Annotated in this window: 18 protein-coding genes and 1 pseudogene; 13 read left to right on the plus strand and 6 right to left on the minus strand. The window is 70.3% G+C overall.

Going from position 1 to position 24,123, the window contains the following annotated elements:
* Positions 1-12: 12 nt before the first annotated feature.
* Genes QFZ67_RS23520 through QFZ67_RS23530 form a run of 3 tightly spaced genes read right to left on the minus strand, consistent with a single transcriptional unit; the run spans position 13 to position 2,829 of the window.
* Positions 13-1,362, minus strand: coding sequence for a coenzyme F420-0:L-glutamate ligase (locus QFZ67_RS23520; protein ID WP_307663053.1), 1,350 nt, complete (start codon positions 1,360-1,362; stop codon positions 13-15).
* Positions 1,359-2,315: a 2-phospho-L-lactate transferase gene (gene cofD / locus QFZ67_RS23525; protein ID WP_307663054.1), complete on the minus strand. Its 957-nt coding sequence runs from the start codon at positions 2,313-2,315 to the stop codon at positions 1,359-1,361. Before cofD ends, QFZ67_RS23520 begins: the two co-directional genes overlap by 4 nt.
* Positions 2,316-2,328: 13 nt before the next feature.
* Entirely contained in the window at positions 2,329-2,829 is a 501-nt protein-coding gene (locus QFZ67_RS23530; protein ID WP_307663055.1) for a cysteine dioxygenase family protein, read from the minus strand.
* Between the two features lie 692 nt (positions 2,830-3,521).
* Here QFZ67_RS23530 and QFZ67_RS23535 point away from each other — a divergent pair.
* The 3 genes from QFZ67_RS23535 to QFZ67_RS23545 all read left to right on the plus strand — a co-directional run bounded on the left by QFZ67_RS23535 (position 3,522) and on the right by QFZ67_RS23545 (position 9,443).
* A complete protein-coding gene (locus QFZ67_RS23535) occupies positions 3,522-3,785 on the plus strand; it encodes a WhiB family transcriptional regulator (RefSeq protein WP_023541320.1) in 264 nt (87 codons plus the stop codon).
* Between the two features lie 274 nt (positions 3,786-4,059).
* On the plus strand, positions 4,060-7,881 hold the full coding sequence (locus QFZ67_RS23540) for a glycosyltransferase family 2 protein (protein WP_307663056.1): 3,822 nt from the start codon (positions 4,060-4,062) through the stop codon (positions 7,879-7,881).
* Positions 7,878-9,443 (plus strand): DUF5719 family protein, encoded by a 1,566-nt coding sequence (locus QFZ67_RS23545; protein WP_307663057.1) that lies wholly within the window; start codon positions 7,878-7,880, stop codon positions 9,441-9,443. The genes QFZ67_RS23540 and QFZ67_RS23545 overlap by 4 nt, the downstream gene beginning before the upstream one ends.
* An 85-nt stretch (positions 9,444-9,528) precedes the next feature.
* Here QFZ67_RS23545 and QFZ67_RS23550 read toward each other — a convergent pair whose 3' ends face one another.
* Complete coding sequence (locus QFZ67_RS23550; RefSeq protein WP_307665943.1) at positions 9,529-9,957, minus strand: metallopeptidase family protein; 429 nt, start codon at positions 9,955-9,957, stop codon at positions 9,529-9,531.
* Positions 9,958-10,231: 274 nt separating this feature from the next.
* On the opposite strand from QFZ67_RS23550, the gene QFZ67_RS23555 reads away from it, so the two are divergent.
* The 7 genes and pseudogenes from QFZ67_RS23555 (at position 10,232) to QFZ67_RS23585 (ending at position 16,668) form a co-directional block, all read left to right on the plus strand.
* Positions 10,232-10,660: a DUF3499 domain-containing protein gene (locus QFZ67_RS23555; RefSeq protein ID WP_307663058.1), complete on the plus strand. Its 429-nt coding sequence runs from the start codon at positions 10,232-10,234 to the stop codon at positions 10,658-10,660.
* A gap of 104 nt (positions 10,661-10,764) precedes the next feature.
* Positions 10,765-11,312, plus strand: a pseudogene (locus QFZ67_RS23560) (L-lactate permease); the annotation flags it as partial.
* A 50-nt stretch (positions 11,313-11,362) separates the two neighbouring features.
* Positions 11,363-12,727, plus strand: a complete 1,365-nt coding sequence (locus tag QFZ67_RS23565) for a phosphomannomutase/phosphoglucomutase (protein WP_307663059.1) — start codon at positions 11,363-11,365, stop codon at positions 12,725-12,727.
* Between the two features lie 287 nt (positions 12,728-13,014).
* Positions 13,015-13,197 (plus strand): Trm112 family protein, encoded by a 183-nt coding sequence (locus QFZ67_RS23570; protein ID WP_307663060.1) that lies wholly within the window; start codon positions 13,015-13,017, stop codon positions 13,195-13,197.
* Positions 13,198-13,231: 34 nt separating this feature from the next.
* Positions 13,232-14,368, plus strand: coding sequence for an SIS domain-containing protein (locus QFZ67_RS23575; RefSeq protein ID WP_307663061.1), 1,137 nt, complete (start codon positions 13,232-13,234; stop codon positions 14,366-14,368).
* Between the two features lie 47 nt (positions 14,369-14,415).
* Positions 14,416-15,591, plus strand: a complete 1,176-nt coding sequence (manA, locus tag QFZ67_RS23580; RefSeq protein ID WP_307663062.1) for a mannose-6-phosphate isomerase, class I — start codon at positions 14,416-14,418, stop codon at positions 15,589-15,591.
* A 99-nt stretch (positions 15,592-15,690) separates the two neighbouring features.
* Positions 15,691-16,668 (plus strand): cation diffusion facilitator family transporter, encoded by a 978-nt coding sequence (locus tag QFZ67_RS23585; protein ID WP_307663063.1) that lies wholly within the window; start codon positions 15,691-15,693, stop codon positions 16,666-16,668.
* 81 nt (positions 16,669-16,749) lie between these two features.
* On the opposite strand, the gene QFZ67_RS23590 is transcribed toward QFZ67_RS23585, so the two are convergent.
* A complete protein-coding gene (locus QFZ67_RS23590) occupies positions 16,750-18,888 on the minus strand; it encodes a fructose-specific PTS transporter subunit EIIC (protein ID WP_307663064.1) in 2,139 nt (712 codons plus the stop codon).
* 362 nt (positions 18,889-19,250) lie between these two features.
* Here QFZ67_RS23590 and ahcY point away from each other — a divergent pair, with 362 nt between their 5' ends.
* Both ahcY and QFZ67_RS23600 read left to right on the plus strand, forming a co-directional pair.
* Positions 19,251-20,708: an adenosylhomocysteinase gene (gene ahcY, locus QFZ67_RS23595; protein ID WP_307663065.1), complete on the plus strand. Its 1,458-nt coding sequence runs from the start codon at positions 19,251-19,253 to the stop codon at positions 20,706-20,708.
* A gap of 152 nt (positions 20,709-20,860) precedes the next feature.
* The gene (locus QFZ67_RS23600) at positions 20,861-21,475 is read left to right on the plus strand and encodes a hypothetical protein (protein WP_307663066.1); all 615 of its coding nucleotides are present in this window, start codon (positions 20,861-20,863) and stop codon (positions 21,473-21,475) included.
* A gap of 39 nt (positions 21,476-21,514) precedes the next feature.
* On the opposite strand, the gene QFZ67_RS23605 is transcribed toward QFZ67_RS23600, so the two are convergent.
* Complete coding sequence (locus QFZ67_RS23605; protein ID WP_307663067.1) at positions 21,515-22,609, minus strand: RDD family protein; 1,095 nt, start codon at positions 22,607-22,609, stop codon at positions 21,515-21,517.
* Positions 22,610-22,779: 170 nt separating this feature from the next.
* Here QFZ67_RS23605 and QFZ67_RS23610 point away from each other — a divergent pair, with 170 nt between their 5' ends.
* The gene (locus tag QFZ67_RS23610) at positions 22,780-23,787 is read left to right on the plus strand and encodes a stage II sporulation protein M (RefSeq protein WP_307663068.1); all 1,008 of its coding nucleotides are present in this window, start codon (positions 22,780-22,782) and stop codon (positions 23,785-23,787) included.
* Positions 23,788-24,123: the final 336 nt, after the last annotated feature.

The following is a 24,123-nucleotide window of genomic DNA, read 5'->3' on the forward strand; positions in this document are numbered from 1 at the left end:
ACGCGTCGTCCTTCAGCGCACCGCGATGAAGGACGACGCGTCGCGCGGCGGGCGTTCCTTCGCCGGCGCGGCCGCATGCCCCACCGCCACCGCGCCCATCGGGTCCCAGTCTTCCGGCAGGCCCAGCACGTCCCGTACCACCTCGCGGCAGAACATCGTCGAGGACACCCACGCCGACCCGAGCCGCTCGCCCGCCAGCGCCACCAGGAAGTTCTGCACGCCCGCGCCCGCCGCGACCACGAACATCTCGCGTTCGGCGGTGTCCCGGCGCGGATCCCCGTAGTGGTGCGACCCGTCCATCACCAGGCAGGGGACCACCAAGTACGGCGTCTTGCGCAGGACATCGCCCCGCTTCACCCGCTTCGCGATGGACTCCTCCGACTTGCCGTCGCGTCGCAGATCCGCGATCCACGCATCCCGCATCGCGTCCAGCAACTCGGCGCGGGACGACGCGGATTCGAGCAGTACGAAGCGCCACGGCGTCGTGTGATGCGGCGCCGGAGCAGTCACGGCAGCCGCGACCGCCCGCCGCACCGCGCCGCCGTCCACCGGCTCGTCGGTGAACTCCCGCACCGTACGGCGCTGGGTCACCGCCTCCCGTACCGCCTCCGACGTACCGAGGCGGAACATGTCGTCCGCGGCGGTGCGGACCATCGCGCGGGCGCTGTCGCCCTCCTCGACCAGATGCGGCAGACCGCGCACCACCGCGACCGGCAGCCCATCGGCCTTGCCCTTCACCAGGTCACCGGCGGCGGCCAGTTCGTCCGCGGTGGCGACGACGGTCGCGCTCAGCGGATTGCCGTGCGCATCAGACCCGCCCCGCAGATCGTCGAGGACCCGCACTCCGGCCGCGCCGATCGCGACATCTGTCAGGCCGTTGCGCCAGGGCCGCCCGAAGGTGTCCGTGACGATCACGCCGACGTCGACGCCCAGCGCCGCCCGCAGCCCCTCGCGGATCGCGCGCGCCGAGGCATCAGGATCGGCAGGCAGCAACAGCACAGTCCCGGCAGGGGTGTTGGAGGCGTCGACGCCGGCCGCGGCCATCACCAGGCCCTGCCGGTTCTCGACGATACGAAGGTGCCCGCGCCGCGCCACCACGCGTACCGTCTCCGCGTCTATCGCCGCCTCACGGTCCGCCGCCTCGACGATCCTCCCTTCGGCCTTGCTCACGATCTTCGAGGTGACGAGCAGGACGTCGCCGTCCGCGAGCCCGGGCGAGGTGGCGGTGATCAGCTTCGCGAGGTCGTCGCCCGGCCGGACCTCGCCAAGACCGGGCAGCGCCCAGACGCGGTACGAGGGCGAGGGCGAGGACGCGGGAGAGGGCGAGGGCGAGGGAGAGGACGCGGGAGAGGACGAGCTCACGCCCGTACCTCCTCGGCCAGCTCCAGCGCCTGCCGCGCCATCTCCGCCGTCGCGTCCACGTCCGTCATCAGCAGCGGCACCGCCCGGCAGCGGATCCCCGCCCCTTCGACCTCCGCCACCGCGCCCGCGTCCACCGTGTCGACCAGCCAGCCGTCCAGCAGCCCGGAGCCGTAGTGCTGGGCGACGGCCGCGGCGGTCGCCTCCACGCCCACCGCCGCCAGCACCTTGTCGGCCATCCCGCGCACCGGCGCGTCCCCGACGATGGGGGACAGGCCCACCACCGGGACGCCCGCCTCGGCGATGGCCTCGCGGATCCCCGGCACGGCCAGGATCGTGCCGACGCTGACGACGGGGTTGGACGGCGGGAAGATGATCACGTCCGCGGAGGCGATCGCCTCCAGCGCCCCCGGCGCGGGCTTCGCCTGGTCCGCGCCGACCGGCACGACGGCCTCCGCGGCCACGGACGCCCGCAGCTTCACCCAGTACTCCTGGAAGTGGATGACCTTCCGCTCGCCCTCGACCTCGACGGCGACATGCGTCTCCACGCGGTCGTCGGACATCGGCAGCAGCCGCACGCCCGGGTTCCAGCGCGCGCAGAGCGCTTCGGTGACTGCGCTGAGCGGATAGCCCGCGGCGAGCATCTGCGTACGGACGATGTGCGTCGCGAAGTCGCGGTCACCGAGGCCGAACCACTCGGGCCCCACGCCGTAGGCCGCGAGCTCTTCCTTGACCCGGAAGCTCTCGTCCGTACGCCCCCAGCCCTGCTCCTCATTGATGCCACCGCCGAGGGTGTACATCACGGTGTCGAGGTCGGGACAGACCTTCAGCCCGAACAGATGGATGTCGTCACCGGTGTTGCCGATCACCGTGACGTCCGCTTCGGGCGCGGCCTTCTTGAGACCGCGGAGGAAACGGGCGCCGCCGATACCGCCGGCCAGAACCACAATGCGCATGAACAGCAGTCTGTCAGGCGGGCACGACGTCGCGTTCGGCCGGGGAGCACTGGGCATGATGCATCGGCATCTCGGTCAGACCCGGGTAGTAGATGTGCAGGCTGACGGCCGGTTCGAGCGAATCATTGACGACTTCGTGCACATAGCCGGGCGCGAACACCCGCTGCGCGCCCGCGGCGAGAGGCCGGGAGGCCTGCTCGCTGCGCTCGGTGAGTTCGCCGTCGAGGACGGTCAGGACGCCTGACGACAGTCCGTGGTCGTGCAGCCCGCTGCCCTGCCCGGGGACCCACGACAGCAGCCACACCTCGTAGCCCGGTCCGGTGCGCAGCCGGTGGTACCAGCGGGAGGTGGTGTCGTACTGGACGAGGTGGGCCCACTGCGCGCGGTCGGCGGCGATGGAGCGGGCCAGCCCGACGAAGTCGGCGACGGTGGCCGGGTGCTCGCGGGCGGGCTGGAGCAGGTGCTGTACGGCGAGGATGTCGCCGGCGATCTGGAGGTCGCTGTCGCTGTTCATGGGTGCGGTGGTTCCTCGGCAGAGAACGTGAGTTGCAGTGCTGGGGGTCCCCCCGGACGGAGTCTGGGGGAGTGTCGCAGGACATGCGGTGCAAGCGGTGCATGGGGGCTGAGCTGCATGCGGTGAGTGGCTGGAGCGCTACGGCGCAATCAACAGCTGGAACAGCAACAGCGCGCCTGGACAGCGCTGCGGAACCCACGGAGTGGGGTCGCGATGTGCGCTGAGGTCGCTGGCATGCAATCAAAGGTGACGGCTGGGGTCCTTACTGTCAACTCAATGACCGATTTGGCGGTAATGTTTCACCTCATCCGGTTACTGGGTGCGGAGAAAGGTTTGTGCAGCCGTGACCGCGGAGACATGGCGCAGCAACCGTGCTCGTAAACGCCGTTGCGGCCCCGTGATCGGACTGTGATCCGGATCGCTTAAATGGCTCGATCGCAACAAGATCGAACCCTGCGGCGTCTTCTCCTTGCGAGAGGAGGGTGCGGGGCAGGCCTCTGGCATGTGTCAGGTTTTTGGTGATTTGAACACTTTCCGCATAGCTTTGGTTCCGCAGAGTGAATACCGGGCCCAATAGCAGATCTCAGCTTGACTGGCCCGGAGCCGCACACTTGTAATTTCACTCGTGTCGTTCGGCCGAAAATCGACAACGGCAACATCACGGGGACGCAAAGACAGATCGAGGGGCGCACATGACCGAGCTGTTCGAACAACTGCTGGTCGAGGACGCGGACGAGGAACTCGGCTGGCAGGAGCGCGCGTTGTGCGCCCAGACCGATCCCGAGTCCTTCTTCCCCGAGAAGGGCGGTTCCACCCGCGAGGCCAAGAAGGTCTGCCTCGCCTGCGAAGTCCGCTCCGAATGCCTTGAGTACGCCCTCGCCAACGACGAGCGATTCGGCATCTGGGGCGGCCTGTCCGAACGCGAACGCCGTCGGCTGAAGAAGGCCGCCGTCTGAAATCCGCACCGATATCCGAAGCCCGATCCAAAGTCCGATCCGGGGGCCCGATGCCGGGCCCGATCCGAAGCCCGACCGGTAACCGAAGCCCGACCCGAGGCCCCACCCCGGGCCCGACGAAACACCACAAGCAGGTACGTAACCCTCGGTCCGCCGACTGCATCCTGACCGCAGTCGGCGGACCGTTCGTGTACCAGCCGTTAGTGTGGGGCCCCGTCCGAGACGCTCCAACGCCCCTACGGGGCGACCCCCCGGCCGGAGGGCCCGTACCTCAATGTCCGCCACCACAGCCGCGTTCGCCCCCGCACACCCGCCCGAGTTCCCGCGGCACGTCGTCACCGCCGTGCTCGTCTCCCACGACGGCGCACGCTGGCTCCCCGACGCCCTCGCCGGACTACTCGGCCAGGAACGCCCCGTACAGAACGTCGTCGCCGCCGACACCGGCAGCGCCGACGACTCCGCGCGGCTGGTCACCGAGGCACTCGGCGCCGAGCGCGTACTGCACCTCGCCCGCCGCACCGGCTTCGGCACCGCCGTCGAGGAAGCGGCCCGCACCGCGGGCGTGCTCACCCCCGACGACCTGCCGTACCTGAAGCGGCCCAGCGGCTGGGACCCCGTCAGCAGGAGCTGGCGCGACGACGCGTACGACATGCCCGAACTGCCCTACGGCGAACCCGTCCAGTGGCTGTGGCTGCTCCACGACGACTGCGCACCCGAACCCGACGCCCTCGCCGAACTGCTGCGCGTCGCCGACTCCGACGAATACGCCGCCATCGTCGGCCCCAAACTCCGCGGCTGGTACGACCGCAAGCAACTCCTCGAAGCAGGCGTCTCCATCGCCAACAGCGGACGCCGCTGGACCGGACTCGACCGCCGCGAACAGGACCAGGGACAGCACGACCAGATCCGCTCCGTCCTGTCCGTCTCCTCCGCCGGCATGCTCATCCGCCGTGACGTCTTCGAGCAGCTCGGCGGCTTCGACCGGCGACTGCCCCTTATGCGCGACGACGTCGACCTGTGCTGGCGCGCCCACGCCGCCGGCCACCGCGTCCTCATCGCCCCCGACGCTGTCATGCGGCACGCCGAAGCCGCCGCCCGCGAACGCCGCACCGTCGACTGCGCCGGCCGCTCCGTCGCCAGCCCCCACCGCGTCGACAAGGCCGGCGCCGTCTACACCCTGCTCACCAACTCACGCGGCGCCGCCTTCCCCTACGTACTGCTGCGCATCGTCTTCGGCACCCTGCTGCGCACCCTCGCCTACCTCGTCGGCAAAGTCCCCGGCCAGGCCGTCGACGAAGTCATGGGCCTCTTCGGCACCCTGCTGCGGCCCGAACGGATCATCGCCGGACGCCGCAGGCGCGCCAAGCAGGGCGGCGCCGTCGAAGCGGGTGAACTGCGCCCGCTCTTCCCGCCGCCCGGCGCGACCATCCGCGCCACCGTCGAACAGGTCGCGGGCCACATCGGCGGCGGCTCCGACGCCGACTCGGGCGGCTCACGCCACGGCGCCGTCGAATCAGGACCCGGCGGAGACGACGCCGACTTCCTCGAGATCGAACAGTTCGCACGCCTGAAGAAGATCGCGCGCAAGCCGGGGCCGGTGCTCTTCGCCGTACTGCTCCTCGTCTCGCTCGTCGCCTGCCGCGGACTCTTCGGCAGCGGCGCGCTGGCCGGCGGCGCACTCCTGCCCGCCCCCGCCGACGTCTCCGACCTGTGGTCCCGCTACGCCGACAACTGGCACCCCCTCGGCACCGGCGGCACCCAGACCGCGCCCCCCTACCTCGCCGTGCTCGCGGCCCTGTCCACTCTGTTCCTCGGCTCCACCGGCTTCGCGCTCACCGTGCTGCTCGTCTGCTCGGTCCCGCTCGCCGGACTCACCGCGTACTTCGCCTCCCGCCCCATTGTCGAATCCCGGCTGCTGCGGGCCTGGGCGAGCATCGCGTACGCGTTCCTGCCGGCCGCGACCGGCGCACTCGCCACCGGACGGCTCGGCACCGCCATCCTCACGATCCTGCTGCCGCTCATCGCCCGGGCAGGCGTCGCGGCCCACGGACTGCGCAGCGGCACCGGCGGCGGTCGCGGCAGCTGGCGCGCCACCTGGGCGTACGCGCTCCTGCTCACCCTCGCCATGGCGTTCACGCCCATCGTGTGGCTGATCGCGCTCGTCCTCGGCATCGCCGTCCTCGTACTGCGACGCGACGACATCACGGCGTACGGGCTGCGCTTCCTCGCCGCCCTCGGCGCCCCGCTGCTCGTCCTCGCACCCTGGTCGCTGACCCTGCTGACCAGCCCGTCCGCCTTCTTCCGCGAAGCCGGACTCGAATTCGGCACCGGATCGGCGAGCGCACTCGACCTCCTCGGAATGAGCCCCGGCGGCCCCAAGGCCGCAGGCGGAATCCTCTTCATCGGCATCGTCCTGGCGGCACTCGCCGCCCTGCTGCGCGGCGAACGGCAGTTCGCGATCCGCGCCTCCTGGGCCGTGGCGCTGGTCGGACTGGTCTTCGCGGTGATCGCCAACGGCTCCGGCTGGGCAGGCCCGGCCACCCTCGTCTACAGCATCGCCCTGGTCGCCGCAGCCGTTCTCGGCGCCGAAGGCGGCCGTGCCCGCGTCGCCGCCCAGGACTTCGGCTGGCGCCAGCCCGTCGCCGGCCTGGTCGCCCTCGCGGCCGGTCTGGCACCCCTGCTCGCCGCGGGCAACTGGATGCTCAGCGGCGCCGCAGGCCCGGTGGAGCGGCGCGACCCCGTCCAGGTGCCCGCGTTCGTCGCGGAGGAGAGCGACACCCGCGACCAGCCGCGCACCCTCGTCCTCGGCGGCGCCTCGGCCGCCAAGGTCTCCTACACCCTCGTACGCGGCTCCGGCGGCCGGCTCGGCGACGCCGAACTCGCCGAGGCGGGCGGCAGCGACCCCCGCCTCGACAAGATCGTCGCGAATCTCGTGGCAGGCTCCGGCGCCGACCAGACCAGCCAGCTCAGCGGATTCGCCATCCGCTACGTACTCGTACGCGACGGAGCACCCCGCCAGACCAGCCGCGTCCTCGACGCCACACCCGGCCTGAGCAGGCTCAGCCAGCTCGACGGGAGCGCACTGTGGCGCGTCGACCGCCAGGTCGCCCGGGCCACCATCGTCAGCGGCAAGGGCGACCCGCTGCCCGTCGCGTCCGACGCCGTCGAGGCGCACGCAAAGATCCCGGCGGGCCAGTCGGGACGGGTGCTGCGCATCGCGGACCGCGCGGACGACGGCTGGCAGGCCACGCTCGACGGCCGCGTACTGAAGAAGACGACCGTCGACGGCTGGGCCCAGGGCTTCGAACTCCCCGCCGAGGGCGGCCGGCTGGACCTGACGTACGACACCCCCGCCACCCACACCGGCTGGATCTGGGCCCAGGTCGGGCTCGCGCTGGTGCTGCTGGTCCTCGCACTGCCGGGCAGGCGGCGGGAGATCGACGACGACCTGCCGGACGAGGAGATCGCGGTCCCCGTCCAGGCGGTTGAGGGCGAAGGGCGCAGGGCACGCAGGCTGCGCGCGCAGGCGGAAGCGGAGATGGAAGCGGAGGCCGGGACTTCGTCGCCTTTGTCATCTTCGTCGTCTTCGTCGTCCGAGGCTGCTGCGGCCCACCCTGATCCGTACGCTCAACTCCCCGCCGAACAGGACACCTTCGCGCAGCCACAGCAGCAGCCACAGCAGCAACAGCAACAGCAACAAGGGGAGCAGCAGCAGTCGCCCTACGCGGCGGTGCCGCAGCAGCAGTACGGCGAATGGGACGCGCAGTCGTACGCGGACGCCGGATACGCCGCCCCGTACGCCAACGAGCAGTACCAGGGCGCCACGTACGGCGCCGAGCAGCAGCAGTACGGCGGTGAGCAGTACCAGCAGCCGTACCAGCAACAGCCGTACCAGGGCGACCAGTTCCAGGACCCCTACCAGGCCGACCAGTACCAGCCCACGTCCTACGCCGACGGGCAGTACCAAGACGGGCAGTACCAAGACGGGCAGTACCAAGAGGGGCAGTACGACCCCTACGCCTACGGCAGCGAGACCGACCAGCACCCCGACCCGAACGGCAACGCCGGCAACGCAACGCGAGGCGAGTCAGAGTGAAGCGCACAACCATCTCCCTGCTCGCGACCGCCGCGGCCCTCGCCGCGGTCACCGGTGTCGCCGCGCTCACCGCGCCGGACGGTGGTGCGGCGACGGACGCCAAGGCCCCGGCGCGGTTGCCGGTCGAGCGCTCCAGCCTGCTCTGCCCGGCGCCGAGCAGCTCGGAGGTCGCGGAGACCGGCTACACCTCCTTCACCCCGGCGGGAACGGCCGGGGATGCGAAGGACGGTACGGCCGAACTGAAGCCGTCCACGGCCGTGTTGGCGGACCCCGACACCGCGCCCAAGAAGGACGACGCGACGACGAAGGACGGGGCCAAGAAGGGCGACGCGGCGAAGGGTGCGAAGAAGCCGGCGCCCGGCAAGCCGGTGCTCGCGCTGAAGGAGCCCGGCAAACCCGTCGCCGCCAAGGCCGAGGGCGGCGATGCTCCCGCCCTCGTCGGCACGGCGACCGGCCGCCTCGCCCCCGGCTGGACCACCCAGCAGACCACCACGGTCACCGCGGGCGGCTCGCGCGGCCTGCTCGGCCTGAGCTGCACCGGGCCGGACACCGACTTCTGGTTCCCCGGCGCGTCCACGGCCGAGGACCGGCAGGACTACGTCCACCTCACAAACCCGGACGACACCGCGGCTGTCGCCGACATCGAGCTCTACGGCAAGGACGGCGCCCTCAAGACCACGCTGACCGAGGGCATCCCGGTCCCGGCCGGATCCAGCGTCCCGGTCCTGCTCTCCACCCTGACCGCCGCCGAGCCCGCCGCGGATGTGACCGTTCATGTCACCACCCGCACCGGGCGGGTGGGAGCCGCGGTGCGGGCCGCCGACGACAAGGCGGGCAGCGACTGGCTGACCGCCTCGGCCGACCCGTCGGGCATCGCGGTGCTGCCCGGCATCCCGGCGGACGCCACATCGGTACGTCTGGTGGCCTTCGCGCCCGGCGACGACGACGCCGACCTGAAGGTGCAACTCGCGGGCACGGGCGGCCGGATCACCCCGGCCGGACACGAGACGCTGCACGTCAAGTCGGGCATGACCGCGAGCGTGGACCTGCTGGACGTCACCAAGGGCGAGGCCGGATCGCTGATCCTCAGCCCGTCCCAGAGCGGCCGGGCGACCCCCGTGGTCGCGGCGCTGCGCGTCGTACGCGGCAAGGGCGACAAGCAGGAGGTCGCCTACATCCCGGCGACCGCGCCGGTGGGGGCGCGGGCGACCGCTGCCGACAACCGGGCCAAGGGCTCGACGCTCTCCCTGACCGCGCCGGGCGCCACCGCGCAGGTCAAGGTCACCGCGTCGGTGGGCACGCAGGGCGGCACCCAGGTCGTCAAGACGTACACGGTCAAGGCGGGTACGACGCTGGCGGTCACCCCGCCCGTGCCGGCCGGTCTGAAGGGCTCGTACGCGCTGACGGTAGAGACGGAGTCGGGCGGCCCGGTACACGCGTCGCGGACGCTGGCGCTGCCGCAGGACGGCATCTCGATGTTCACGGTGCAGACGCTGCCGGACGACAGGGGGACGGTGGCGGTGCCGGATGCCGAGCAGGACCTGTCCGTACTCGACGACTGACGCTGACGTCTGACGTCTGACGGCTATCGGATATCGATTGACGGATGACGGATGACGGCTGACAAATTTTGAAATCTGTCAGAGGTCAGTCCTGCCCGTACCTCGGATCCACCGACTCCGGCGCCAGCCCCAACAGCTCCGCGACCTGCTCCACGACCACCTCGTGCACCAGCAGCGCCCGCTCGTCGCGATTCTTCGTGCGGATCTCGACGGGCCGCCGGTAGACCACGATCTGGGCCGGCTGTCCCTTGTTCGCCGGAACCGAGCTGCCCAGCGGCACCGACCCCTCCGGCGCGCCCGGCACGTCCAGGACCAGGAAATCCACGTCGGCCAGCTGTGGCCAGCGCCGTTCCAGCCGCTCCACCGAGTCCTGCACGAGGTCGCGGAAGGACTCGGCCCGACTCGCGGCGAGGGGTACCTGGGGCGGTGCGACGGGCCCGCGCATGCCGCGGCCGTGGCGGTCGCGACGGCGCGGCCGTGGCTCGGTCGGGCGGGGAGGTACGGGACTGTCCATCACTGACGCAGAGTAGCTCTCCCCGGCGCGCGGCGATCGAGTGTGCGCGCCGGGCGGGAAGCTTGTCGCTAATTGAACATTCCGGCCAAGCTTGGGCCCGATTGCATATCTCCCCGCGATCGCCGATCTCATCGTGATTGACCTCATTTACGCCAAGTCATGACCGGATCACGGGCGGTCGTCGACCGCGCGTGTCTCTTTCCGTGCAGGTCAGGGCAGTTGCTGAGGGAGTCGCCATGGCCGACGTCACGGCACGACACGGTGGAGTGACCTGGTGGAGAGTCGTCGCAGCCCGCTCAAGAGTGCGGTACCGTCCAACGTCGTGAGCCCTGTACGTCGCTGTTCGCGCACCGCGTGCGGCCGCCCTGCCGTCGCGACACTGACGTACGTCTATGCCGACTCGACTGCGGTCCTCGGCCCGCTCGCCACTTACGCCGAGCCCCATTGCTATGACCTGTGCGCCGAGCACAGTGAGCGCCTGACCGCCCCGCGCGGCTGGGAGGTCGTCCGGCTCACCGACGGCTCCGCCCCGCCCCGGCCCAGCGGTGACGATCTCGAGGCGCTCGCCAACGCCGTACGGGAAGCGGCCCGCCCTCAGGGGCGTGCGGCCGAGGCCGGTGCGCAGAACGGCCGGCGGACGGCGGACCCGATGGAGGTCGCGCGCCGCGGCCATCTGCGGGTGCTGCGTTCCCCGGACTCCTGAGCCCCTAGCGCAACCTCGGGCCCACCACTCACTCACTGAATCCCGTACTTGAATCCTGTACGGACCATTTGACCTCCGCTTGTCGCGGACACGGCCATTCCTTCGCCCTCGTCGTACCGCTCGTACTGGTCGGGCTCGTCGACTGGCGGCGAGGTCTGCTCGAGACCTGGGTGCCCGCGCTGGCCTGCGTTTTCGCCTTCGCAGCTGCCCAGTTCGCGGCGGCCAACCATGTCTCGGCGCAACTCGCCGGCATCGGAGCGGCGTTGGTGGGCGCGGCCGCGCTGGTCGCGGTGCCGGGTGCGCGCAAGCCGGCCGCGGAGCCGGTGCGGGCGGCAGTGCTGACCGGCGTACGGAGCGAGGACGTCGCGATCTTCTCCGTCGCCCAGATACCGCCGGTCAGGCGGCTGCTGGCCCATGCGACGCGGGTCTTCGACCGGCCGCTCCTCGATGTCGCGAGCCCGGCGGGGGAGCCGGCCGGCGCCAATGCGGTCTCGCTGCCGCTGATCCCGCGATCGCTTGCGCGGCTGTCGGGCTCACGGGAAAGGAGGGAGAACTGCGCAAGGTGCTGCCGTCGAGTCTGGGACTGCTCCTGGTGATGTGCCTGATCGTGACAGCACAGAGCACGGCCGGGCAGGGCTGGATGCTCCCCTAGTTTGTGCGGGTACTTTGTGGTGACCGCAGAGATTCCTGGAGGGGTGGCCCGTGACTGCTGATCTGTCGCAGATCGTGAAGGCGTACGACGTCCGCGGGGTGGTGCCGGATCAGTGGGACGAGTCACTGGCCGAGCTGTTCGGCGCAGCGTTCGTCCAGGTGACGGGGGCGGATGCGATTGTCGTCGGCCATGACATGCGGCCGTCGTCGCCGGGGCTCTCGGGGGCGTTCGCGCGGGGGGCCGCGGCTCGGGGCGCGGATGTCACGCTGATCGGGCTGTGCTCGACGGACCAGCTGTACTTCGCCTCGGGGGTGCTGGACCTGCCGGGCGCGATGTTCACCGCGTCGCACAACCCGGCGCAGTACAACGGCATCAAGATGTGCCGGGCGGGCGCGGCGCCCGTGGGCCAGGACACGGGTCTGGCGGACATCCGCGCGCTGGTCGAGTCCTGGTCCGAACAGGGCGCCCCGGAGCCCGCCGCCGAGCGAGGCGAGGTGACGCAGCGGGACACGCTCACCGACTACGCGGCGTATCTGCTGTCGCTGGTGGACCTGGCGTCGATGCGTCCGCTGAAGGTGGTCGTGGACGCGGGCAACGGGATGGGCGGCCACACGGTCCCGACGGTTTTCGAGGCCCTTCCCGTCACTCTCGTACCGATGTACTTCGAGCTTGACGGCACCTTCCCCAACCACGAGGCGAACCCGCTGGACCCGGCGAACATCGTCGACCTCCAGGCCCGCGTCCTCTCCGAGGGCGCGGACCTGGGCCTGGCCTTCGACGGGGACGCGGACCGCTGCTTCGTAGTGGACGAGCGGGGCCAGGGCATCTCGCCGTCGGCGATCACGGCACTGGTCGCGGCGCGCGAGCTGGCGAAGCACCCCGGCGGGACGGTGATCCACAACCTGATCACGTCGTGGTCGGTCCCGGAGGTAGTCCGCGAGAACGGCGGGACCCCGGTCCGTACCCGGGTCGGCCACTCCTTCATCAAGCAGGAGATGGCCAGTACGGGAGCGATCTTCGGCGGCGAGCACTCGGCGCACTACTACTTCCGCGACTTCTGGAACGCGGACACGGGCATGCTGGCAGCCCTCCACGTCCTTGCGGCGCTGGGCTCGCAGGACGGCCCGCTGTCCGGACTGGTCGCGCAGTACGACCGCTACAGCGGCTCGGGCGAGATCAACTCCACGGTCGACGACCAGGCGGCCCGCACGGCGGCGGTGAAGGCGGCGCACGCGTCCCGCGAGGACGTCACGATCGACGAACTCGACGGCCTGACGGTGTCGACGAAGGACTGGTGGTTCAACCTTCGCCCTTCGAACACGGAACCGCTGCTGCGCCTGAACGTGGAGGCGCGTGACGAGCAGACGATGGCAAAGGTGAGGGACGAGGTGCTGGGACTGGTCCGGGGGGCGTGACGCCCGGACCAAGGGCGCTGGGGCGGGTGCGAAGGAAGAGCCCCCCTATCGGCCGGGCGGTTACGGGAACGGCTCCGTACCGGCCGGGCGGGAACGGGCCCGTACGTACCGGCCGGGCCGGTACGTACGGGAAACAGCCCGTACCGGCCGGGCGGGTACGGGGAACAGCCGCCCGTACCCCCAGAACGCGCCGCCCCCCGCCCCCCAGCGGTACGCTGACGTCGCTCGATCCGGATCACCACGACCGCATGTGCGACATGCGGAATGCCCGAAAGGACACCCCACACATGCCGCTCGAAGCCGGCCTCCTGGAGATCCTCGCCTGCCCGGCCTGCCACGCCCCCCTCAGTGACCGCACGGCAGCCGACACCCCCGAGCTGATCTGCACCGGCAAGGACTGCGGCCTGGCCTACCCCGTACGGGACGGAATCCCCGTCCTCCTCGTCGACGAGGCACGCCGCCCCGCCTGACCCACCACCGCACGGCGATCGGAGGCCCACCCTCATGCTCGACGAGTCGCTCCTCGACGACCCGGAAGCCCTGGCCCGCGCCGATCGCCGAGGACTGCTCCGAGGCGCCGCAGAGGCCGGGGCGCGTCTACGCACCGCCGCCCGGCACGCCGCCGAGGCCGGTGTCGCCGAGCTCAGCCCCGAGGGACGCCCCCGCGCCGTCCTCCTCGCGGGCTCCGGCACCGCCGCCACCGGCGTCGCCGACCTCATCGGCGCCCTTGCCGGAGCCTCCGCCCCCGTCACCCGGCTCCACCCCACCGGCGTAGCCCCCGCCGCCGGCGCGCTGCGCTGGGCGCTCCCCGGCTGGGCGGGCTCCGTGGACCTTCTCCTTGTCGCGACCACCGACGGCAGCGAACCCGGACTCGCCCTCCTCGCCGAGCAGGCGTACCGCCGCGGTTGCAGCGTCGTCGCCGTCGCCCCCGAGCGCTCCCCGCTCTCCGAGGCCGTCGACGGCACCCACGGCCTGGTGGTCCCCATGGCCACCGCGCCGCACGAGACGTACGAGGAGATCCAGACCGCGAGCCCCAGCGAGCTGTGGGCCCTGTTCACCCCCCTCCTCGTCCTCCTCGACCGTGTCGGCCTGCTCGAAGCGCCCCCGGAGACCCTCACCAAGGTCGCCGACCGCCTCGACCACACCGCCGAACGGTGCGGCCCTGCCATCGCGACGTACAGCAATCCGGCCAAGACGCTCGCGGCCGAGCTCGCCGACAGCCTTCCGCTCATCTGGACGGAGGGCGCGGGCGCTGCCCCGGCAGGCCGCCGTTTCGCCGCCGTACTGGCAGAGCTGGCAGGCCGCCCCGCCCTCGCCGCGGAACTCCCCGAGGCGCTCCCCGCCCATGGTGTGCTGCTCGCCGGCGACTTCGCGGGCGGCGCCGACCCGGACGACTTCTTCCGCGACCGCGTCGAGGAGCAGCAGGCGCTGCGGGCCCGTGTCGTACTGCTGCGCGACCGCCCCGTCGGCGGCCTGAGCGCCGCGCCCGCCGCCCGCGAACTGGCGCTCAGCCACGACACCGCGATCAGCGAGCTCGAACCGGAGGAGGGCACCGATCTCGAGTCGATCGCCGAACTCCTCGCCGTCACCGACTTCGCCGCCGTCTACCTGGCCCTGGCGGCCTCCCACACCCCCAAGTAACGACGCCTCCCGCAAGCACCAGGAAGACAGGAAGAACCGGGAAGACCATGGATCGCCTCTCCAACACCGTGCGCCCCTACGCCTGGGGCTCCACGACCGCCATCCCGGAACTGCTCGGCATCGCCCCCACCGGCGAGCCCCAGGCCGAGATGTGGATGGGCGCCCACCCGGGAGCGCCCTCCCGCGTCACCCGAGACACGGCCGAGCAGCCGCTCTCCGAGGTGATCGCCGCCGACCCGGTACGCGAACTGGGACCCGCGGCCGTCGAGAAGTTCGGCCCGCGCCTCCCCTTCCTCCTCAAGCTCCTCGCGGCCGGCGCCCCCCTCTCCCTCCAGGTCCACCCGAACCTCGCGCAGGCGAAGGAGGGTTACGCAGCCGAGGAGAACGCGGGCGTCCCGATAGACGCCCCGCACCGCAACTACAAGGACGCCAACCACAAGCCCGAACTGATCTGCGCGCTCACGCCCTTCGACGGCCTGTGCGGCTTCCGTGCGCCCCTCGAAGCCGCCGATCTCGTCGCCGGACTCGACGTGGACTCCCTCAAGCCGTACGTCGACCTCCTGCACGCCCACCCGGAGGAGGCCGCGCTCCGCGAGGTCCTGACCGCGGTGCTGACCGCCGACCCCGACGAGATGACGGCCACCGTCGCGGAGGCCGCGGCCGCCGCGGAACGGCTCGGCGGCGCCTACGCCCCGTACGCCTCGATCGCGCACCACTATCCCGGCGACCCGGGCGTCATCGCCGCCATGCTGCTCAACTACGTCCAACTCCAGCCCGGCGAGGCCCTGTTCCTCGGCGCCGGCGTCCCGCACGCCTACCTCAACGGCCTCGGCGTGGAGATCATGGCCAACTCCGACAACGTGCTGCGCTGCGGACTGACCCCCAAGCATGTGGACGTCCCGGAACTGCTGCGTATCGTCCGCTTCGAGGCGAGCGACCCCGGCGTCCTGCGCCCCGAGGCCTCGCCGTCGGGCGAAGAGGTCTACGACACTCCGATCGACGAATTCCGTCTCTCGCGATACGTCCTCGCGCCGGACGCGGCGCCCCGCGGCCTCACCGCGCCCACCCCGCAGATCCTGCTCTGCACGTCGGGCAGCGTGACGGCCGGCGATCTGACGCTCGCCCCGGGCGAGTCGGCGTTCGTACCGGCGGGGGACAAGACGGAGATCTCGGGCACCGGCGGCGGCGCGGGCACGGTCTTCCGCGCCACTGTGGTGGCCTGACGCGGCGCCATCTTGAGGGGCTGCAACAATGGCGCATCGCAAAGACCGGGCAAAGTCCGGGCGGCGACCCACGTAGGCACGAAGGGATATCCGGCACACATGAGCGCGTCAGGCGGAACCAAGGCGATCGTGGCGGCACTCGCCGCCAACCTCGCAATCGCGGTAGCGAAGTTCGTTGCGTTCCTGTTCAGCGGCTCGTCGTCGATGCTCGCTGAGAGCGTCCACTCGGTCGCGGACTCCGGCAACCAGGGTCTGCTGCTCCTCGGCGGCAAGAAGGCCAAGCGCGAGGCGACCCCGCAGCACCCCTTCGGCTACGGCCGCGAGCGCTACATCTACGCCTTCCTCGTCTCCATCGTGCTCTTCTCGGTCGGCGGCATGTTCGCGATCTACGAGGGCTACGAGAAGATCAAGCACCCGCACGAGATCGAGGCCTGGTACTGGCCGGTCGGCGTCCTCGTCTTCGCGATCATCGCCGAGACGTTCTCCTTCCGTACGGCGATCAGGGAGTCCAACGAGACGCGCGGCAAGAAGTCGTGGACGGAGTTCGTGCGCCACGCCAAGGCCCCTGAGCTGCCGGTCGTGCTCCTCGAAGACCTTGGCGCGCTCGTCGGTCTGGTCCTGGCGCTCGGCGGCGTGAGCCTGGCCCTGGCCACGGGCAACGGCGTGTGGGACGGCATCGGGACGCTCTGCATCGGAATCCTGCTCATCGTGATCGCGCTCGTCCTGGCGGCCGAGACGAAGTCGCTGCTGCTGGGCGAGGCCGCGGGTCTCGAGGACATCGAGAAGATCAAGGCAGCGGCGGTGGACGGCGACACGGTCACCGGCATCATCCACATGCGTACGCTCCACCTCGGCCCGGAGGAACTGCTGGTCGCGGCCAAGGTCGCCGTCCAGCACGACGACACGGCCGCGGAGGTCGCGGCCGCGATCAACGCGGCGGAGGAGCGCATCCGCGCCGCGGTCCCGATCGCCCGCGTGATCTACCTGGAGCCGGACATCTACAGCGAGTCGGCGGCAGCGGCGGGCGTCACCCCGGCGAAGTCCCCGGGCGGCCCGGGCCCGGACGCCGCCCACTGAGCTGGGGACGACTGAGCTGCGTACGACACGACGGCCCCCCGCCCACACGGGCGGGGGGCCGTCGCGTCGTACCCGTACGCGCTACTGGATCTCGCGCAGCACGTCGAGGATGGCCGCCTCGTCGGGCGCGGCCGAGAGCCGGTCCCGGAAGCCGGTGTCCATGAGCTTGCGGGAGAGCATCGCCAGGATCCGCAGGTGCTCATCGCCGGCGGCTGCCTCCGGCACCGTGATGATGAAGATCAACTTGGCCTTCGTGCCGTCGAGCGAACCCCACTCGACGCCCTCCGCCGACCGCGCGAACCCGACGATCGGCGCGGTGACCGCATCGGTCTTGGCGTGCGGGATGGCGATCTCCTCGCCGAGCCCGGTGGTGCCCTGCTCCTCGCGGGCGAAGGCGGCCGCCACGAGCGCGTCGGGATCGGCGACCTTGCCGGTGGTGGCCAGCATCGCGGCCATCTCGCGGATGGCGGCGTCCTTGCTGTCGGCGGCCAGCTGGACCTTCACGGTCTGCGCGGTCAGATACCCGGAGAGCACGTCGTCCTCGGACGCTTCGGCTGCGGCGGGCGGGGGAGTGAGCGACTTCTCCGTACGTACGCCCCCGGGGCCCGAGACCTCCGTACCGGCTCCCGTACCGGCTCCCGTACCGGCACTGACCCCGGCGAGCACCGGTTCCGGCGCCACCCCCAAACCAACACCAGCGCTGGGACCGGCACCAGCACCGGCACCCGCGCCGACGGGCACGAGGGCACCCGCCCCCGCAGCGCCACGGTTCTTCCGCTCCTTGATGTCGATCAGCGCATTCGTGGTGATCGCGGTGACGACGGTGCCGATGGCGACGGCCAGGAAGAACATCGGCACCCCACCGACCGCGCCGAGCACGGCCACAATCGGGCCGCCGTGCGGAACCGCGTCCTTCACACTGGCCAGACCGGCGATCCCGCCGGCCACCGCACCACCGAGCATGTTCGCCGGAATGACCTGGGCAGGCCTTGCCGCCGCGAAGGGGATCGCACCCTCGGAGATGCCGAACATGCCCATGAAGATCGCGGCCATACCGGTCTCCCGCTCCTGCTCCGAGTAGAGCCGCCGCCGGATCAGCGTGGCGAGTCCCTGCCCCAGAGGCATGACCGGAATCGCAGCCGCGCACATACCCATGACGGTCTGGTTGCCGGTCGCGATGAGCCCGGCGCCGAACAGAAACGCGGTCTTGTTGACCGGCCCGCCCATGTCGAACGCGATCATGAGCCCGAGAATCGCGCCCAGCAGAATCGCACTGGTCCCGGTCATGCCGCTGAGCCAGTCGGTGAGATGCGTGAAGACCCACGAGATCGGCTTGCCGATGACGTAGATGAAGAACAGCCCCAGCGCCGTCGTCGCGACGATCGGGATCACGATGATCGGCATGATCGGGCGTGCGAAGGTGGGGACCTTGACCTTCTTGATCCACAGCACCAGATAGCCGGCCAGGAAGCCGGTGACGATCGCGCCGATGAAGCCCGCGCCGGCCTTCGAGTCGTACAGCTCACCGGTGTTGGCTATCCAGCCGCCGATCATGCCCGGCACGAGCGCGGGCCGGTCGCCGATCGCGTAGGCGATGTAGCCGGACAGGATGGGGATCATCAGCGTGAAGCCGATGACGCCGATGGCGTTGACGTGAGCCCAGAAGGTCCCTTCCGGGATGATGTAGCCCTTCGAGGTCGCGTCGCCGCCCAGTGCCAGCGAGATGGCGATGAGCAACCCTCCCACCACCACGAACGGGATCATGTACGAGACGCCGTTCATCAGCGCCTTGTACGCGATGCTGCGCTCCTTGCCGCCACCGCCACCGCCAGAGCTGCCCGAGCCGGTCGGCGGCGTGGCGGCCCCGCGTCCGCCGCCCGCCCCGTGCACCGGCGCGTTCTGCACCTGCTCGATCAGGCGCTCGGGGTGATGAATGCCCTCGGCGACCCCGACGACCAGCACCTTCTTTCCCACGAACCGACTGCGGTCGACGTCCTTGTCGGCGGCGATGATGATGCCGTCCGCGTTTTTGACATCGTTGTCAGTCAGGACATTCTCGGCCCCGATGGAGCCCTGCGTCTCCACCTTCATCTCGATGCCGAGCGCGTCTGCGGCCTGCGCCAGCTTCTCCGCGGCCATATAGGTGTGGGCGATGCCTGTCGGACAGGCGGTCACCGCAAGCAGCTTCAACGTCCGCTGCTCGCTCGCCGGACTGGTCACGTGGTTCTCCTTACACTTCGTGGCGCAGATCGTGCGGATGTCCCCGATCCGCAGAGCATCGTGCACCAGACAAGCGCGCCATCAAAAGCCCCGCGGCCCTACTTGTCACGGCCGACGGACCCTGAATGTGGCCGGAACCCTACCGTGGGCGGGCTGGGGCCCACTGCGCCGATCGGTGTAGATTCGTGACCAGAGTCAGACGTCGCTGCTGATGGCGGTCGGGCGGTCCCGTTGTGCGGACCGGCCGAGGGAGAGAGGGCCTCCGACGGACTGCACTGCAAGTGCCCGGGCATTGGTATGCCTATGGCCGCCGCAGAGCCAGCCGTACCCACCCTCGACCCACACCACGAGGAGCAGCTCGCATGACGACTGTCGCCACCGGCCAGGATTTCAAGGTCGCCGACCTTTCCCTCGCCGCCTTCGGCCGCAAGGAGATCACTCTCGCCGAGCATGAGATGCCCGGTCTGATGTCGATCCGTAAGGAGTACGCCGCCGCGCAGCCGCTGGCCGGCGCGCGTATCACCGGCTCGCTGCATATGACCGTGCAGACCGCCGTACTGATCGAGACGCTGGTCGCGCTGGGCGCCGAGGTGCGCTGGGCGTCCTGCAACATCTTCTCCACCCAGGACCACGCCGCGGCCGCCATCGCCGTCGGCCCGACCGGCACGCCCGAGGCGCCTCAGGGCGTCCCGGTCTTCGCCTGGAAGGGGGAGACGCTGGAGGAGTACTGGTGGTGCACGGAGCAGGCGCTGACCTGGCCGAACACCCCCACCGGCGGCCCGAACATGATCCTCGACGACGGCGGCGACGCCACCCTCCTCGTCCACAAGGGCGTGGAGTTCGAGAAGGCCGGGTCGGCCCCGGACCCCTCGACGGCCGACAGCGAGGAGTACGGCCACATCCTGAGCCTGCTGAACCGCACCCTGGGTGAGGCCCCGCAGAAGTGGACCCAGCTGGCGTCCGAGATCCGCGGCGTCACCGAGGAGACCACGACCGGTGTGCACCGGTTGTACGAGATGCACCGCGACGGCACCCTCCTGTTCCCGGCGATCAACGTCAACGACGCTGTCACCAAGTCGAAGTTCGACAACAAGTACGGCTGCCGACACTCGTTGATCGACGGCATCAACCGTGCCACCGATGTGCTGATCGGCGGCAAGACGGCGGTCGTGTGCGGTTACGGGGATGTGGGCAAGGGCTGCGCGGAGTCCCTGCGCGGTCAGGGCGCCCGGGTGATCGTCACCGAGATCGACCCGATCTGCGCGCTGCAGGCGGCCATGGACGGCTACCAGGTCACCACGCTCGACGAGGTCGTGGAGACGGCCGACATCTTCGTCACGACCACGGGCAACAAGGACATCATCATGGCCGCGGACATGGCCAGGATGAAGCACCAGGCGATCGTGGGCAACATCGGCCACTTCGACAACGAGATCGACATGGCCGGTCTGGCGCAGATCCCGGGCATCGTCAAGGACGAGGTCAAGCCCCAGGTCCACACCTGGACCTTCCCCGACGGCAAGGTCCTGATCGTGCTCTCCGAGGGCCGTCTGCTGAACCTGGGCAACGCGACCGGTCACCCCTCGTTCGTGATGTCCAACAGCTTCGCGGACCAGACGCTGGCCCAGATCGAGCTGTTCACCAAGCCCGAGGAGTACCCGACCGACGTCTACGTGCTGCCCAAGCACTTGGATGAGAAGGTCGCCCGTCTCCACCTGGACGCGCTCGGCGTGAAGCTGACGACCCTGCGCCCGGAGCAGGCCGCCTACATCGGCGTCGAGGTCGAGGGCCCGTACAAGTCCGACCACTACCGCTACTGATCGGCTACTGACACACCCTCAGCAGCAGGTACCAGCGGTACCAGGCAGGCCCCCGCACCCCCGTGTCGGGGGCCTGCCCCGTACCGTCCCCGAACGGCTCCGGCTCCGGTTCCACATCCAGAGCCTCACCGCACAAGGACACCTACGCCCCCATGCCCCGCGGCCGCTATTCGCTCCACGATCCGCACGATCACACCCCACTCGGCGAAGAACACTTCCAGTGCGCCCCCGGCCCCTCCGGCTGGCGCTACGTCTCCCAGATCACCACCCCCTCCGGCGACCACGCCGGCTCCGTCGACCTCGCCCTCGACGAACTCGGCCGTCCCATCCGCCTCGAACTCCACGCCGCGAGCTGGCAGGTCCGCGGTGCCGCCCTCGACGGCGTCACCTGGGTCCGCACCGACCCCACCGGCACTCATGCCACCGAAGGCAATGTCCGCGCCCACGCCTTCACCGGCACATCCCCTGCTTTCCTTGTCGCCACCGCACGTCTCCTACGCCTCACCCCCGGCTCCCCCGCGACGCGCGTCCGCCTCGTCGCCTTCACGGATCCTGTCCTCGCCCCCCGCACTCTCGACCAGTCCTGGGCCCTGATGAAGAGTGAAGCGCATGCCACTGACAATGGCCCCCTGACAGTGGACGAATACCAGGTCAGCGCCCTGGACACGGGTGAGCAGCACATCGTTCACATCGCTGGCGACGTGGTTCTCGCGGCCCCCGGCATCGAACTCGAAGACCTCGAGACCCCGCCCTCGGTCTTCCCCTGACTTCTCCCGGTGACCCGCTGGCTTCTCCCGGCGACCGGCCTACGCAGGCGGTGCGAATCCGGTGGTGGGAGGTGCGTCGGCCACGGCCTCGGAGGCGGACCTGGTCACCGGCTCGGCCCCTGCCGACACCCCGAGCGGCACGTCCGCTCCACGAGCACCGCCGGCCTCCGCGGCCCCAGCCGCATCGGCGATCACCGCTCCCGGCGCACCCGGGCGCGAGTCCACCGGTCCTGTGTCAACCGGTCCTGCGTCCACCGGGCTGCCTGCATTCACCGGTCCCGCAGTGCCTGCGGCTGCGCCCACCGCGGCTGCGCCCACCGCGCCTGCGCCCACCGCGCCTGCGCCCACCGCGCCACCGCCCCCTGCCTTTGCGGCTGCCCTCGCCCCCGCACCGAAGGCCCGACGGGCGTCACGTGCCTGCCGCTCATTCACCACAGCAGCCAAATACGCGGCCGACGGCACTCTCTCCGGCGCGGGAGCCCCCGTGCACGCCGCCAGATCACCGGCCAGCCGCCCGGCCATGGACCAGCTCACCGCCGGGTCCAGCTGCCTCATCCGCGTCAGGTACTGACGTATCGCAAGCCAAAGATCGTCCGGCACCCCCGACAGATCGAGCTCGGCGAACCGCCCGACGAGCCACGGCGGCGGAGGCGGCACCACCGTTCCCCGTGCGGCCGGCACCCGTTCCCGCACCACCAGCGTCCCCGCGAACACATCCCCTATCCGCCGCCCCCGCGCCGACACCAGCGAAGCGATACAGGCGATGACCCCGAACGACATCAGGATCTCCACCACGCCCATCGCCCCACGCACCAGCGCATGCCGGAACCGGATCGGCCCACCGTCGTCCCGCACCACCCGCAGCCCACAGGCGAGCTTCCCGAGTGAGCGCCCATGGCTGAGGGTCTCCACGGCTATCGGCGCCCCCACCAGGACCAGCAGAAACGTCGCGATCGACACCGCCATGACTGCCGCCTCGTCCAGCGAGGCAGTCGCCAACGCAAGCCCGATCGATATCAGGAGATACGCCGTCCACACGACTACAAGATCGATCACGAGGGCGAGCGCCCGGCTCGGCAGTTTCGCCGGCTGCAGCCCCAGTACAACCGCATCCCCCGTCACAAGCGCACTCACCGCTGCCCGCCCCTTTCCGTAGGTCTCCACTGCCCCCTGATTCCTCAGTCTGCCAAGCTGGCCCGCAGCGCGTCGCAGTAGTGCAGTAGTACCGCAGTAGTGCAGTAGTACCGCAGTAGTGCAGTAGTACGGACCGTACGCACACCCAGTGCCTGGAGCAGCAGCCGACCATGGACCTCGATGTCTTCGTGACCGCCCACCGCGCCGAGTGGGACCGCCTGGACCACCTTCTGCACCGGGGACGCCACCTCACCGGCGCAGAGGCCGACGAACTCGTCGCCCTCTACCAGCGCACAGCCACACACCTCTCCCTCATCCAGTCCAGCGCCCCCGACCCGATGCTCACGGGCAAGCTCACCCAGCTCGTGGCCCGCGCCCGCTCCACCGTCACCGGGACCCGCCGCGCCACCTGGCGAGACGCGGTCCGCTTCCTCACCGCAGGCTTCCCCGCGGCTGTCTACCGGTCCCGCCAGTGGTGGATACCCACCGCTGTCCTCTCCACGGTCCTCGCCGCGATCATCGGCTGGTGGATCGGCACCCACCCCGAGGTCCAGTCGGCGATCGCCGCCCCCGACGAACTCCGCCAGCTCACCCGCCCCGGCGGTGAGTACGAGACGTATTACTCCAGCCACCCCGCGGCCTCCTTCGCCGCCCAGGTCTGGACGAACAACGCCCAGGCCGCCGCAATGTGCCTGACTCTGGGCGCGTTCCTTTGCCTCCCGGTGATCTGGATCCTCTTTCTCAATGTGCTGAACCTCGGAGTCGGCATCGGCCTGATGTCGTCGGTGGGTCGCCTCGATGTTTTCCTGGGCCTTGTCCTCCCGCACGGCCTGCTCGAACTGACCGCGGTCTTCGTCGCCGCGGGCACAGGCCTCCGTCTCGGCTGGACAGTCATCGACCCGGGCCCTCAATCCCGCCGCACAGCCCTCGCTCAACAGGGCCGCGCCGCGATCGGCATGGCCATCGGTCTGGCCCTCGTCCTCTTCGTATCGGGCGTGATCGAAGGCTTCGTCACCCCCTCGGGCCTGCCGACCTGGGCGCGCATCACCATCGGCATCGCCGCTGAGCTGGTCTTTCTGGCGTACGTCTACATCCTGGGCGGCCGAGCAGCCCGAATGGGGGACATGGGCGACGTGGAGGCGACGGACCGCAGCGCCGAACTTCCGGCCGCTGCCTGATGTGCGATCGCCTGCTCTGACCTGCTAGTCTCCTCTTCGCCCCACGAAACCCATTGACACGGGAGCAGTGGGGAGGTAGATTCAAACGGTTGCCTCGGACTGGACAAGTGCGAGTGTGACCGTTAGAGTCCCTCTCGCTCTCGACGGGAATTGAATTTCCGCGGAGCCTTCTCGATTCTTAATCCGGATCACGAAGGTCGATTAGGTCGACCGAAATGCTTCTGATAAAGTCGGGTCAGCCGAAAGGCAAACAGGCCACTCCAATCGGCCACAGGATTCGAATTCCTCACCGGAAACGGAACGGAAAAAGAGTCTGGTAAGGTTGGAAACGCAAGA

The organism is Streptomyces sp. V1I1 (assembly GCF_030817355.1).
GTDB lineage: Bacteria > Actinomycetota > Actinomycetes > Streptomycetales > Streptomycetaceae > Streptomyces.